11 protein-coding genes and 1 pseudogene are annotated in these 12320 nt (G+C 69.8%); 4 read left to right on the top strand and 8 right to left on the bottom strand.

Features of this window, described 5'->3' with window-relative positions:
* Positions 1 to 159 precede the first annotated feature (159 nt).
* Together ACIQ7M_RS40785 and ACIQ7M_RS40780 are read left to right on the top strand one after the other, a co-directional pair.
* Entirely contained in the window at positions 160 to 405 is a 246-nt protein-coding gene (locus tag ACIQ7M_RS40785) for a hypothetical protein (protein ID WP_403654202.1), read from the top strand.
* A gap of 615 nt (positions 406 to 1020) precedes the next feature.
* Entirely contained in the window at positions 1021 to 2262 is a 1242-nt protein-coding gene (locus ACIQ7M_RS40780; protein WP_403654199.1) for an IS110 family transposase, read from the top strand.
* Between the two features lie 21 nt (positions 2263 to 2283).
* On the opposite strand, the pseudogene ACIQ7M_RS40775 reads toward ACIQ7M_RS40780, so the two are convergent.
* The 8 genes and pseudogenes from ACIQ7M_RS40775 to ACIQ7M_RS40740 form a co-directional block, all read right to left on the bottom strand.
* A pseudogene (locus ACIQ7M_RS40775) lies at positions 2284 to 2884 on the bottom strand (IS5 family transposase); the annotation flags it as partial.
* 292 nt (positions 2885 to 3176) lie between these two features.
* A complete protein-coding gene (locus ACIQ7M_RS40770; RefSeq protein WP_403654196.1) occupies positions 3177 to 4058 on the bottom strand; it encodes an SMP-30/gluconolactonase/LRE family protein in 882 nt (293 codons plus the stop codon).
* 17 nt (positions 4059 to 4075) lie between these two features.
* A complete protein-coding gene (locus ACIQ7M_RS40765; protein ID WP_403654193.1) occupies positions 4076 to 5050 on the bottom strand; it encodes a sugar kinase in 975 nt (324 codons plus the stop codon).
* A complete protein-coding gene (locus tag ACIQ7M_RS40760) occupies positions 5047 to 5673 on the bottom strand; it encodes a bifunctional 4-hydroxy-2-oxoglutarate aldolase/2-dehydro-3-deoxy-phosphogluconate aldolase (protein ID WP_403654190.1) in 627 nt (208 codons plus the stop codon). Before ACIQ7M_RS40760 ends, ACIQ7M_RS40765 begins: the two co-directional genes overlap by 4 nt.
* Complete coding sequence (locus ACIQ7M_RS40755) at positions 5670 to 6515, bottom strand: hypothetical protein (RefSeq protein WP_403654187.1); 846 nt, start codon at positions 6513 to 6515, stop codon at positions 5670 to 5672. The genes ACIQ7M_RS40760 and ACIQ7M_RS40755 overlap by 4 nt, the downstream gene beginning before the upstream one ends.
* Entirely contained in the window at positions 6509 to 7654 is a 1146-nt protein-coding gene (gene dgoD, locus ACIQ7M_RS40750) for a galactonate dehydratase (protein WP_403654184.1), read from the bottom strand. Before dgoD ends, ACIQ7M_RS40755 begins: the two co-directional genes overlap by 7 nt.
* Positions 7651 to 8364 carry a FadR/GntR family transcriptional regulator gene (locus ACIQ7M_RS40745; RefSeq protein WP_403654181.1) on the bottom strand — a complete coding sequence of 238 codons (714 nt, stop codon included), beginning with the start codon at positions 8362 to 8364 and terminating at the stop codon, positions 7651 to 7653. The genes dgoD and ACIQ7M_RS40745 overlap by 4 nt, the downstream gene beginning before the upstream one ends.
* A gap of 64 nt (positions 8365 to 8428) precedes the next feature.
* The gene (locus tag ACIQ7M_RS40740) at positions 8429 to 9148 is read right to left on the bottom strand and encodes an SDR family NAD(P)-dependent oxidoreductase (RefSeq protein ID WP_403654178.1); all 720 of its coding nucleotides are present in this window, start codon (positions 9146 to 9148) and stop codon (positions 8429 to 8431) included.
* Positions 9149 to 9596: 448 nt separating this feature from the next.
* Between ACIQ7M_RS40740 and ACIQ7M_RS40735 the strand changes: the two genes are divergently transcribed.
* Positions 9597 to 10637 (top strand): substrate-binding domain-containing protein, encoded by a 1041-nt coding sequence (locus ACIQ7M_RS40735; protein WP_403654175.1) that lies wholly within the window; start codon positions 9597 to 9599, stop codon positions 10635 to 10637.
* A gap of 6 nt (positions 10638 to 10643) precedes the next feature.
* On the top strand, positions 10644 to 12200 hold the full coding sequence (locus ACIQ7M_RS40730) for a sugar ABC transporter ATP-binding protein (protein WP_403654172.1): 1557 nt from the start codon (positions 10644 to 10646) through the stop codon (positions 12198 to 12200).
* Positions 12201 to 12320 lie beyond the last annotated feature (120 nt).

The following is a 12320-nucleotide window of genomic DNA, read 5'->3' as shown; positions in this document are numbered from 1 at the left end:
GAGCGCCGATGAGCGCGAGGTTCTGGCCTCCCGTACGGGCCAGGAGGGAGCGGGCCGACCGGCCCGCCCCGACGGGCCCGCCGGGGTGCTCCGCCCAACGACCTGCGTTCCTGTGGCCAGGGGTACCTCGAGGTTCGGTCGCCGGACAAGGAGTTCCCGGTGCTGATCCTGGCCTTCCGAGGTGATCACGCGATCATCCATCTGATGAGTGACGCCGAGCGGATGTCTCTGCTGATAGGAGACGGCACCGTGCCCTCAGGTGCCGAGGTCGAAGTCCCGATCATGGACGACCTCGCCGCGTACACGGGCAACTTTGTCCTGGATACCGATCGGGCGTGGGAGCTGGTGCACGACTTCACGCAGACGGGGGCGGCCGGCCCTCTGGGTGAGTGGTGTGAGTTGTAGCCAAAAGCTCGTGACGCGATCACGACCGGTGCTTCTTCAGTCGCCTCCAGCAGATGAGGCCGCAGGCCAATGAGACGAAGGCGTCGTGGAGTTCGGTTCGGCGTTCCCAGCGGACGGCGAGGCGTTTGAACTGGTGGAGCAGGGCGAAGGTCTGCTCGACGACGTAGCGGAGCTTGCCCAGGCCCTTGATGTTCGGGGCGCCCTTGCGGGAGATGACCGGCAGGATCCGGCGCTTGCGCAGCTCCTCGCGGTTCGGGTTGGAGTCGTATCCCTAATAGGCGCTGTGGGTTGGCCGTTGAGCCAGCCCTGGCAGGGGCTGAGTGAGACGTCTGGTCTGTATGCAGCGCCTGGAGCGCTTCGACAAGAGGGACGCGGACCCAGCCCCTGCCGATTCGGATTCGGTCGGCGTACCGTGCCGTGGTTCGAGCCGTTCCCAGGGCCACCTCCCGATCAGCCGGAGCCGTGGAGCTCTTCACAAGAGCGAGGCCCCTGGGCTCAGCTGGGGCCACGGACGGCTGATGGGGTGGTGCGCCGGCGAGCGCTTCTATTAGGTGGCCGGGTGGTCCCGTCTCGGCTCGAAGCCGAGGGACAGCGAAGGCTCGAAAGGAGCGCACGTTGCGCGTGACCTGTGGAATCGACTGGGCGGAGGACCACCACGACGTGGCAGTGGTCGACTCCGACGCCCGACTGCTGGGCAAGCTCAGGATCAGTGACGACACGGCCGGCTTCCAGGACCTGCTGCAGTTGCTCGCCGAGCACGGCGACAGCCCGGATGATCCGATCCCGATTGCGATCGAGACCTCCCGCGGACTCCTGGTGGCCTGCTTGCGGGCTTCCGGCCGCCGGGTCTATGCCATCAATCCGATGGCTGTCGCCCGCTATCGCGACCGCCATGTCGTCTCCCGCAAAAAGTCCGACCACCACGACGCACTGGTCCTGGCGAACATTCTGCGGACCGATGCCGGGCAACATCGGGCGCTGCCGAACGACTCCGATCTGGTCAGAGCGATTGCCGTCCTGGCTCGAGCTCAGCAGGACTCGGTCTGGGACCGCACGCGAGCCCACAATCGGCTCCGGTCTCATCTTCGTGAGTATTACCCGGCGATCCTTGAGGCGTTTGCGGACAAACGCGAGCGGCTGCTTGCCCGAGAGGCCCGCGCGATCCTGGCGGTTGCGCCGACTCCGGCGGAGGCTGCCCGGCTCACCCGCAGCCGGGTGAGGGCTGCCGTCACAAGGGCCGGCCGCCAGCGCCGGATCGAGGCCGAGACCGACCGGCTCCTCGGAGTGCTCCGCCAGACCCGGCTTCGCCAGCCGGCTCTGGTGGAGACGGCGATGGGACGTCAGACACTCGCCTTGCTCGCCCAGCTCGACGCGGCATGCCGGGCCTGCGAGGACCTCGCGCGTGACACCGAGGAGCTCTTTCTTCAGCATCCCGACGCGGAGATCATCACAAGTTTCCCCGGCCTTGCCGTGCTCACCGGCGCCCGGATGCTCGCCGAGATAGGTGACGACCGCACCCGGTTCGAAACAGGCCGGGACCTCAAGGCTTACGCCGGAAGCGCTCCGGTGACCCGTGAATCCGGCAAAAGCAGACGCGTCAGCCATCGTCGGATCAAGAACAGCCGCCTGGCCGCGACCGGACGGCACTGGGCGTTCGCCGCCCTCACCGCCTCACCCGGGGCCCATGCCCACTACAACCGCCGAAGAGACACCGGCGATCGCTACCACGCCGCCCTCCGCCGCCTGTTCAACCGCATGCTCGGCCGACTCCATCACTGCTTGACGACCCGCGAGAAGTTCGACGAAACAATCGCCTTCGCCTCACCGCCCCCACCCCTTCTCGCAGCAGCTGCTTGACCCGATAGCTGCATGGGGTGTCTTGTCGCCGAGCAGCGAATCGGGGCGGCGGCGTGGCCGACCGGGACGCCCGGCCACCGGCGGGATGCCGTCGACCAGGGCGAGGGTCTGGGTGACGTCGTTGACGTTTGCCGCGGTGGTGATGACCTTGAGCGGGGTGCCGAGTCCGTCGCAGATCAAGTGGTGCTTGCTGCCCGTCTTCCGGCGGTCGACCGGTGACGGACCGGTGTCGGCTCCCCCTTTTTCGCGCGGATGTGGGAGCCGTCCACACACGCCCTCGACCAGTCGAGTCCGCCGGCAGCATGCAACTCGGCAAGCAGAATGCGGTGCAGCCGGTCGAAGACCCCAGCCTGCTGCCACCGCTCCAGACGCCGCCAGCAGGTCTGTCCGGAACCGAACCCCAGCTCCAGGGGCAGTAGTTGCCAGGCTATGTCGTTGTGGAGCACGTACAGGATGCCCTGCAGACACAGCCGGTCCGCCACCGGCCGAGGCCCGGTGATCGCTTTGGCCAGGGCGGCAGCAGCGGCTCGATCAGCGTCCACAAGTCGTCATCCACAATCCACGGCCGAGTACTCACACCCTCCCGAACGGCCGAATCGTCGTATCGGTCACGCCCGGCCAGGACACCTCAACAAGATCGTGTTACGAGCTCTATGAGTTCGAAATGCGGCCATGAGTGAATCTTTTGAGTTCTGTTGGTGCATCAGGTTGTACGCGAGGTGGAAATGAGGTTCTCTGCTGACAGAGGACTCCGGCGAGGCCGAGCAGGGCCAGATTCAGAAGCGGGTGCGGACGAACGTCGAGCATGTCTTTGCCCGTATGAAGTATTACAAGACCCTTCGAGGCTGGGCGGCGTCCGCGCGGACGCCGCCCACGGATGTGCCGGCGCTCCGGGCACGACGGCCGATCGGTCGTCAGCCCGGACGGTAGGCCTCGGCCGCGGGTGCTGCCGCGTCGACAGGCGCGGTCAGAACCGCGCCTGCCGCGCCGAACGGGCCGGTGAGGCCGTAGCGTGCGGTCGTGATGAGCAGCCGACCGCCTTCCGGGGGGAGACAGACCGACGTGGGCTGTCGCACCGGAAGCCGGATGGTGGCCAGTCTGGTGCCGTCGGGGCCGTAGCGGTGGACCTCGCCCATGCCCCAGACGGCCACCCACAGGCAGTCGTCGGTGTCCACGGTCATACCATCGGGTGAGCCTCCCGCCGGCAGGCGGGTGAACTCCGACAGGCCGAGGGGATTGCCGTCGACGTCCAGCGGGCAGCGGTGGACCACGCCGGCAGCGCTGTCGGCGACGTACAGCAGGGTGCCGTCGGCGGTGAAGGCGGGGCCGTTGACAATCGTCAAGCCTTCCAGGACACGGTGGACGGTGCCGTCCGGGTCGGTCCGGTGGAGCGAGCCTGCGCCGGGGGTGGCGTCGTAGGCCATGCTGCCGGCCCAGAAGCGGCCGTGAGGGTCACAGGCGCCGTCGTTCATCCTGGTGGGGACGGGTGAGTCGTCCTCCGGACGGTCGAGCCAGTCGAGCCGTCCATCCGGAGCGAGATGGGCGATACCGGTGCCGGCCGCGGCGATCCAGTGGCCGGGGCGGCCGTGGACGGGCGCGACGGCTCCCAGCGGAACATCCAGGCGTACGATTTCGCGCGCGGTCCGGGTGCCGTCGGGGACGTGCAAGAGGCGTCCGGTGAGGATGTCCGTGAAGACGAGTCGCCCGTCGACCCACCGGGCGCCCTCGCCGAGTTCGTAGGCACCCTCGACCCAGACCTCGGCCGGGGGCCCGGGTGGTTCGTCGGCGTGTCGCATGGTGGCCTCCGATGGCGTCAGCGCAGGGTCGTGCCGGCGGGGTGATCGAAGAGTGCGAGGTCGTCGCGGGTGGGCAGGCCCTCCCAGTCACCGCGGGTGGTCACCGCGAACGCGCCGACGACGGTGGCACGGTGGAGTCGTTCCCGGATGTCGAGACCCTCCAGGAGACCGGACAGATAGCCGGCGACGAAAGCGTCGCCGGCGCCGACGACGTCGACGACGGGCACGGGCCGGGCGGGCAGGTGGACGCTGCCGGCCGTGGTGGTCGCGTCGGCACCGTTTCCGCCACGAGTGATGACCACCTCGCGCCGCCCCTGGGCGAGCAGCGAGGCGATCGCCTCCGGTTCGTCGTGGTCGGCGTCCTCGCAGACCAGATGGAGTTCGTCGGCGGAAGCGATCAGCACGTCGGCCGAGCGGGCCAGCGGCAGCAGGACGGCACGGGCCCGCTCGGCGGACCACAGTCCGGCACGATAGTTGACATCCAGACAGACCGTGATGCCGAGTTCGCGGGCCCTGGCGGCGGCAGCGGCGGTCGCGGCCTCGGCGGCCGGGCTCAGCGCGGGGGTGATCCCGGTCAGATGCAGAATCCGTACGCCGGGACACAGCGCCGCGACGACATCCTCCGCGCTCAGCGCGGAGGCGGCCGAGCCGGACCGGTAGTAGGCGACCCTGATGAGGTCGCCGATCCGGGGCTCCAGGGTGATCAGGCCGGTCGGCCGTCCGCCGATGTCGGTACGGGCGTGACGCACGTCGACGCTCTCGGCGCGCAGCGTCCGCAGGACCAGAGCGCCGAATTCGTCGTCGCCGACCCGGCCGACCCAGCTGACGCAGTGGCCCAGCCGGGCCAGACCGATGGAGACGTTGGCCTCCGCGCCGGCGACGGAGAGCCGCATGTCGGCGCCGAGCCGTACCGGAGCGGTGGCCCGCAGTGAGGCCATCGCCTCGCCGAAAGTGACGACGGCCGGCCCGTCGGTCTCGGGCCCGCGGCTCATGCCGGTACCGCCTCGGCCAGTGCGCGGCTCCACTGCGCGGCGCGCACCCGCAGCTCGTCCAGGTCGCCGCCGTCGGCGGCGTCGCGGATCAGCGGCGAGCCGACACCGACCGCGACCGCACCGGCTGCCAGGAAGGCGAGAGCCGCTTCGATGTCGATGCCGCCGACGGGAACGAACGGGACGTGGGGGAACGGGCCGCGCAGCGCGTCGAGGTACGCGGGGCCGGAGAAGGAGGCAGGGAACAGCTTGACCGCGTACGCGCCGCGGTCCACCGCGGTGGCGACCTCGGTGGGAGTCAACGCGCCCATCAGGAGCGGCAGGTTCTGGGCCGTGCCCCAGCGGTGGTTCTCGACCACGGCGGGGGTGACCAGGAAGCCGGCTCCTGCGTCGGCGGCGCGGGTGGCGTCCTCGGCTGTCAGCACGGTGCCGGCGCCCAGGTCGGCGTGTGGACCGAGGACCCGGCGGGCCCGTTCGATCACCCAGAGCGCCTCGCGGGTGGTGAGCGAGACCTCGATGGCGGTGATGCCCTCTTCGGCGAGGGCGAGGACCGTGCGCAGAGCCGCGTCGCGATCGCCGCCGCGGACGATGGCGAGCGTGCGGCAGGGAAGTTCGCTGAGATTCATGGGGATGCCTCGGGTGTCCGGGTGGTCGTGGCGGTGATCGCGAGTTCCCAGCGGAGCCGGCCGTCGGCGGGCACCTCGGCCACGTCGGCGGGGCCGGCTTCAGCGAGGTCGAACACGGAGCCGATCATCGGTTCGACGCCGATGCTCCGGTAGGCGCCGGTGGTGGGGAAGCCGCGCAGGTTGCGCCAGAGGGCGACGGAGACGGGGACAGGTGCTTCGGCGCGCAGTGCGAACGCGAGGGTGTCGGGTCCGTCCGTGACGGTGACGCGGTCGCAGGAGGTGAGGACGGCGCCGACGGCGGTACCGTCGTCGGGTCCCAGCCGGTCGAGGCGCAGACCGCAGGGGGCCGGCCAGGGCCCGGTGAGGTGGCGGGCGGTGCTGGGCCAGGAGCGGTCGAGCAGCGGGGCGGCCTCGGGGAACAGACGGGTGGGGGTACCGGCAGGGGCGTTCAGGCAGGCCGCGGGTGTCACGTCAAGCAGGGCGTGCGCTGCCCACAGGAACCGGTATCCGGCGTCGGCGCGCAGTTCGTAACCGGCCCGGAGGGCGGTCGCGGTGCGGCGGATGCGTCGCTGGAGAACAAAGTCCGGGCACTCCACGACGTGGGCGGTGCCGACCCGGCGCCAGGCTCGGGACCAGGCGTCTCCGTGGTCCGGGACGCCGCGGATGGTGGGGACGCACTCCTCCAGGCCACCGGCGTCCACGAAGGCGTCGCCGGGCCGGACGGTACCGCGGGCCGGGTCCGGGCGGTGCCACAGCCATTCGCGTCCGGCTGCCTCGAGGGACGTCCACCGACCGCCCGCGCCGAGGTCGGTGTGGGCGTGCGGGGCGACGTCGGTCACCATTCCGCGAACGATCCGTCCCGGTGACGCCAGACCGGATTGTGCCAGCGGTGTCCGGTCTCGTCGGCACGGCGTACCGCCCTCTCGTCCATGTCGATGCCGAGGCCCGGCGCGGTGGGAAGAGCGGCATGCCCGTCGGTGAAGCGGAACGGTTCCGGGTCGAGGAGGTAGTCGAGCACGTCGTTGCCACGGTTGTAGTGGATTCCGAGACTCTGCTCCTGGATCAGGAAGTTCGGTATGGAGAAGGCAAGTTGCAGGCTGGCAGCCAGGGCGATCGGGCCGAGCGGGCAGTGCGGGGCCATGACGACGTCGTGGACCTCGGCGAGTGCGGCGATCCGTCGTACCTCGGAGATGCCGCCGGCGTGCGAGACGTCGGGCTGGGCGACGGCGATGCCGGTGGAAAGGACGTCGCGGAAGTCCCAGCGGGAGTAGAGGCGTTCACCGACGGCCAGGGGTACGGCGGTGGACTCGACGAGGGAGCGCAGGTCGCGGGAGTACTCGGGCAGGACGGGTTCCTCGACGAACATCGGCTGCAGCGGTTCCAGCAGCGGCAGCAGTCGGCGGGCCATCGCGGTGGATGTCCGGCCGTGGAAGTCGATGACGACGTCGCGGTCGTAGCCGAGCGCCTCGCGGACGGCGGCGACGCGGTCGACGACGGCTCGGGTCCGGGCCGGGGTGTCGATCGGCCGCAGTCGGGCGGAGCCGTTCATCTTGACGGCGGTGAAGCCCGCCTCGACCTGCGCTCGGGCCTGTTCGGCCGCGTCGGTCGGGTCGTCACCACCGATCCACGCGTACATCCGTACCCGGTCGCGGACGGGGCCGCCGAGGAGCTGGTGAACCGGTACGCCGTGGACCTTGCCCGCGATGTCCCACAGTGCTTGGTCGATGCCGGCGACAGCGCTGGACAGCACCGGGCCGCCGCGGTAGAAACCACCCTTGGTGAGGACCTGCCAGTGGTCCTCGATGCGCAGCGGGTCTCGTTCCACGAGGTGGTCGGCGAACTCGTGGACCGCCGTGCGGACGGTCTCCGCGCGGCCCTCGACGACCGGCTCGCCCCAACCTGCTATGCCCTCGTCGGTGGAGATCTTCAGGAACAGCCAGCGTGGTGCGACGAGGAAGGTCTCGAGCGAGGTGATCTTCATCCGTCTGCTCCGTGGCCGTCGTCGATGTGGTGCGCCACATCGTCGGCGGCCTGCACGAGGAGACTGAGCACGGCCCTCGCCGCGGCGTCCGGGTCCTGAGCGCGGACCGCGTCCAGGACCGCGCGGTGCGCGGGAACGGCGTCCGCCCACGCGTCGGCTCCGTGGACGATGCGGTCGCGCACCCGCAGGCCGGCTTCGATGACCACCTCCATCTGGGTCAGAAGTTCGTTGTGTGCGGCCCCGAGCAGGGCCCGGTGGAAGGCGAGGTCGGCCTCGATGACGGCCTCCGCGTCGGAGCCCGCGGCCGCCATCCGGTCCAGGGCCGTGTCGAGTGCGGCCAGGTCGGCGTCGTCGCGGCGCAGGGCGGCGAAGCGTGCGGCGGACGGCTCCACGATGCCGCGGACCTCCCCGAGGTTCTCCAGAAAGGTGGCGTCCGGGATGCCGATTCCCTGCCAGCGCAGGAGGTCGCTGTCCAGCAGATGCCAGTCGCTGCGCGGGCGGACGAAGGTGCCACGCTTCTGCCGGGACTCGATCAGCCCCTTGGAGGCGAGGACGCGCAGCGCCTCGCGCACCACGGTCTTGCTGACACCCAGCTCCCCCTCGAGCTCTTCCGGGTAGAGGGGGTCACCCGGGCCGTAGCGCCCTCGGATGATCTGTGCCCCGAGGATCTCCACGGTCTGTCCGTGCAGTCCGCGTGCCGGCCGGTTCATGGACTTTTCTCCTTTTGCCCGCTGAGGCGGTTGTGTGCCGTTCCCGTGGTGGCTGTTCGGTCTGTCACGACGAAGCCTTGACGACGGACCAGCCGCCGTCCACCACCAGGGTGGTGCCGGTGACGTACGAGGCGTCGTCGGAGGCGAGGAAGGCGACCGCGGCGGCCACCTCGTCGGGTCGTCCGAACCGCCCGGCGACTGTCTCCGCCACGCTGTCGGCGCGGCCCGCCTGGTCGACCCGATCCCATGCCGCCGTCATGATCGGGCCGGGAAGCACGGTGTTCACCCGGATCTGTGGACCGTACTCGACGGCGAGCTGTCGGCCCATCGCGCACAGCGCGCCTTTGGCGGCGGCGTAGGCGGGGTGTCCGGGCAGTCCGACGAGCGCGTGGACCGAGGAGGTGAGGACGAGGGAGCCGCAGCTCTCGCGCAGGAGCCCGGCGAAGGCCCGCATCGCGAGCCAGGACGCTTTGAGACAGACGCCCAGTTGGATGTCCCACTCCGCCTCGGTGAGCTCGTGCGCCGGTTTCACCACGGCCGCTGCCGCGTTGCTGTGCAGCACGTCCAGCCGCCCGTGGCGCTCACGGACGTAATGGGCCAGTTCCTGCCACATCGCGGCGGAGGCCACGTCGCCGTGCCGGTACTCGGCGCGGCCGCCCTCTTCCTCGATGGCGGAAGTCACCGCCTGGCCGTCCACGACGTCGACGATCACGACCGAGGCACCCTCCGCTGCCAGCCGTCGTGCCGTCGCGGCACCAATGCCGTTGGCGCCACCGGTGATCACAGCGACCCGACCCCGGAATCTCCGACACGTCTGTGCGGTCACACTGCCACCGTACCCATTGGCATTAATAATTCAATATCTTGACAGGATCCTGCTGCCTCTCACAGAATTCGGCTGCCGGACGACATGCGAGTAGGCGGTCGGCTGCGAAAACTTCGCGGCCCACCTGTCTGCCCGTGGGGCCGGCGGCGGATGGCACCGGCCCTGTTCGGTCCGTGCCATCGCACAAACAAGACCCCGGACCGGGTGAACAGCCCTACCGGTAGGCCCCCGTGATGCCTCGTCGACCCGCCGGATCCGGCGTCCGGTCCGGCGCTGACAGAACCGCCGCGCACGTCTCACCGGCGCCCGTCAGGGCATCGACGAACTCCTCCCCGGTCCAGAGCCCTGCTGACTCGGAAGTCCTGGACCGACACCGACTGGACTGCTCACCAAACGGAGCCCTCACATGTTCACATCTCGCAGCCGCGGCGCCGCCGCCATCCTGGGCGCCGCCGTGGCGCTGGGCCTCACCGCCTGTTCCACCGGTCAGTCCTCCGCCTCCGGGGACGGCAAGGTGGAAAAGGTGGGCGGGAAGATCTCGATCACCTACTTGCAGAAGCAGGGCGATCAGGAGTACTTCATCGGCGAAGCGGCCGGCGCCAAGGCCAGGGCCGCGAAGCTCGGCGTCGACCTCACGGTGGTCAACCTCGGCAATGACGCGAACAAGACCGTCAGCGAGGTGCAGTCCGCCATCGCGCAGAAGAGCAACGGCCTGATCATCGTCGTTCCGGACCCGGCCGTGGGCCCGCAGGTGGTGCAGAGCGCCAAGGATGCCAAGGTCGCGCTGCTGACCTCCGACGACCAGATCTGCACCACCGGTCCCGACCCGACGGCCTGCACCAGTTCCGACCTGGTGCCACGCATCGGCTTCAGCGGTGCCCAGATGGGCGGCGAAGTCGGCAAGCGGGCCGCCGCCGAGTACAAGAAGGCCGGCTGGAAGGCCGCTGACACACGGATCATCTCCGCGTGGAAGCAGGACGTCACCGTCTGCGGCGACCGGGTCAAGGCCGCCAAGGCCGCGTTCTCCGCCGACGGCGCGGGCGTCAAGAACATCGACGTCGCCACCGACAACACTCCGACAGGCGCCCAGGACAAGGTCGCCGCGACCATCACCGCCAATCCGGGCGTCAAGCACTGGGTCGTGTGGGGCTGCAACGACGAGAACGTCCAGGGCGGTGTCACCGCGCTGCAGAATGCCGGCATCGCCCCCAAGAACATCATCGGCGTGGGCCTCGGCGCCTACCTGGCCTGCAAGGACTGGAATGCCGGCAAGCCGTCCGGCATGAAGGCGTCCCTCTTCATCAACGGAAGCGACATCGGAGCCCTCGCCGTCCAGACCATGTACGACAAGCTGAAGAACGGCAAGGCTTTCCCGGCTGAGGCGTTCGCCCCCACCAAGATGGTCGACGCCCGCACCTGGCAGGCCGCAGGCGTGAAGTGCAGTTGATCCGACGTGACCACACGCAGCACCCAAGCAGTACCCACTGAGGCTGGACTGGCCGCCGAAGCGATCTCCAAGCGCTTCGGCGCCGTCCAGGCACTGCGAGAGGTGAGTCTCCACTTCCCGCCCGGCCAGGTCACTGCCCTCATGGGTGAGAACGGTGCCGGAAAGTCGACCCTGCTCCGGGTCCTGACGGGTGATCACCGTCCGACCGACGGCCGGGTACTCCTTGACGGACAGGTTCTCGACCTGAGTTCCCCGCAGGACGCCCGAGCGGCTGGAATCCGCATCATCCCGCAGGAGCCCGAGATCATCCCGCAGGTGTCCGTGGCGGAGAACGTCTACGTCGGCTCCTTGCCCCGCGGCCGCGGGCGCCGCCTGAACCGGGCGGAGCTGCGAGGGCGTATCACGGCGGACCTCGAACGCCTCGGCTTCGCCGACGTCCTCGATCCCGACCTGCTCGGTTTCGAACTCACTCCCGCCCAGCGGCAGTTGGTCGAGATCCTGCGTGCACTCTCCGGCCCGATCAGAGCCAAGGCCATCGCCTTCGACGAACCGACCTCCTCCCTTTCCGAGCATGAGGTCGACTCTCTGTTCGCGCTGATCGGCCGTCTGCGCGACGACGGCATCGCCGTCGTGTACGTCTCCCACCGGATGAAGGAGATCTTCAGGCTCGCCGACCGCATCGCCGTTCTGCGGGACGGTGCGGTCGCCGGGGTCGTCGACGCCTCCGGAACCGACGAACGTGAACTCGTCAAGCTCATGGTCGGCCGAGACATGTCCAGCCTGTTCGTCCGGCAGGACGTGGCCACCGACGAGGTGGTCCTCGACGTACGGGACGTCAGCACCGACGACGTCCACGACATGACCCTCCAGGTCCGGGCCGGCGAAGTCGTCGCACTGGCCGGCCTCGTCGGCGCCGGCCGGTCCGAGCTGGCCCTCGCCCTGGCCGGCGACGTTCCGATCCGATCCGGCGAGGTCCGCCTCAGGGACCGGCGACTGCGGCTGCGCCGCCCCGGGGACGCCGTCCGGGCCGGCATCGGCCTCGCGCCCGAGGAACGCAGGGCTCAGGCGCTGTTCCTGCACCGCACCATCCGGGACAACACATCCCTGGTGAGTCTCACGCGCCTCGTTCGCTGGCGCTTCGTCAACCACCGCCAGGAGAAGGCCCTCGCCCAGGAATTCGCCACTCGGCTCAGGGTCCGCACCCCCTCCATCGAGGCCGAGGTCCGCACCCTGTCCGGCGGAAACCAGCAGAAGGTCGTCCTGGCCCGCTGGCTCGCCAGACGACCCGATCTCCTGATCCTCGACGAGCCCACCCGTGGCGTCGACATCGGTGCCAAGGCCGAGATCTACCAGATCATCGCGGACCTCGCCCGTGACGGTGTGGCCGTCCTCGTCATCTCCTCGGAGCTGCCCGAGGTCCTCGGCCTGGCCGACCGCGTCATCGTCATGCAGAACGGCCGCATCACCGGCGAGCTCGACCGCACCCATGCCACCGAGGAAGCCGTCCTGGCGCTCGCCATGGTTGACGACCTGGTCACCACCGCCCCTGGAGGGAACACATGATGACCGCACCCACCGTCGACCGAAAGGCGGAGCACCCCGGCGGGCCCGTCGGGGCGGGCCGGTCGGCCCGCTCCCTCCTGGCCCGTACGGGAGGCCAGAACCTCGCGCTCATCGGCGCTC

The sequence above is a fragment of the Streptomyces sp. NPDC096324 genome (assembly GCF_044763015.1).
In the GTDB taxonomy this organism is placed as follows: Bacteria; Actinomycetota; Actinomycetes; order Streptomycetales; family Streptomycetaceae; genus Streptomyces.
This window is presented reverse-complemented; position numbering and strand designations above follow the sequence as displayed.

Excerpts from the sequence above, each read along its gene's own strand:
- ACIQ7M_RS40770 (WP_403654196.1), bottom strand. The coding sequence starts at position 4,058 with ATGCGACACGCCGACGAACCACCCGGGCCCCCGGCCGAGGTCTGGGTC.
- ACIQ7M_RS40765 (WP_403654193.1), bottom strand. The coding sequence starts at position 5,050 with ATGAGCCGCGGGCCCGAGACCGACGGGCCGGCCGTCGTCACTTTCGGC.
- ACIQ7M_RS40760 (WP_403654190.1), bottom strand. The coding sequence starts at position 5,673 with ATGAATCTCAGCGAACTTCCCTGCCGCACGCTCGCCATCGTCCGCGGC.
- ACIQ7M_RS40755 (WP_403654187.1), bottom strand. The coding sequence starts at position 6,515 with ATGGTGACCGACGTCGCCCCGCACGCCCACACCGACCTCGGCGCGGGC.
- dgoD (WP_403654184.1), bottom strand. The coding sequence starts at position 7,654 with ATGAAGATCACCTCGCTCGAGACCTTCCTCGTCGCACCACGCTGGCTG.
- ACIQ7M_RS40745 (WP_403654181.1), bottom strand. The coding sequence starts at position 8,364 with ATGAACCGGCCGGCACGCGGACTGCACGGACAGACCGTGGAGATCCTC.
- ACIQ7M_RS40735 (WP_403654175.1), top strand. The coding sequence starts at position 9,597 with ATGTTCACATCTCGCAGCCGCGGCGCCGCCGCCATCCTGGGCGCCGCC.